The 253-nt window shown below is 66.4% G+C and carries 1 pseudogene; it reads left to right on the forward strand.

Annotated features, from left to right (window positions below):
- Positions 1-126: 126 nt before the first annotated feature.
- A pseudogene (locus R0J88_RS21910) lies at positions 127-253 on the forward strand (flavin reductase family protein); the annotation flags it as partial.

Here is a 253-nt window from a genome sequence, read left to right on the forward strand (position 1 = left end):
CACTGCAACGAAACCGACCCCATGTGATACTTGGCGCGCACATCGCACCGCACACCGTTGCTGCCCTCGGCACACGCGCGCGGGGCGATGGACTTCAATGCTGCTTGCCTGCCGCGACCTCACGCCATGACCGACTCGACCCATCACTATTACGAACCCTCGCAAGGCCACGGCCTCCCGCACGATCCGCTGAACGCGATGGTGGGCCCGCGCCCGATCGGCTGGATCTCTTCCCGCGGCAGCGACGGCACGA

The sequence above is a fragment of the Pseudoalteromonas sp. SIMBA_162 genome (genome assembly GCF_046535955.1).
GTDB classification, from domain to species: Bacteria; Pseudomonadota; Gammaproteobacteria; order Enterobacterales; family Alteromonadaceae; genus Pseudoalteromonas; species Pseudoalteromonas marina.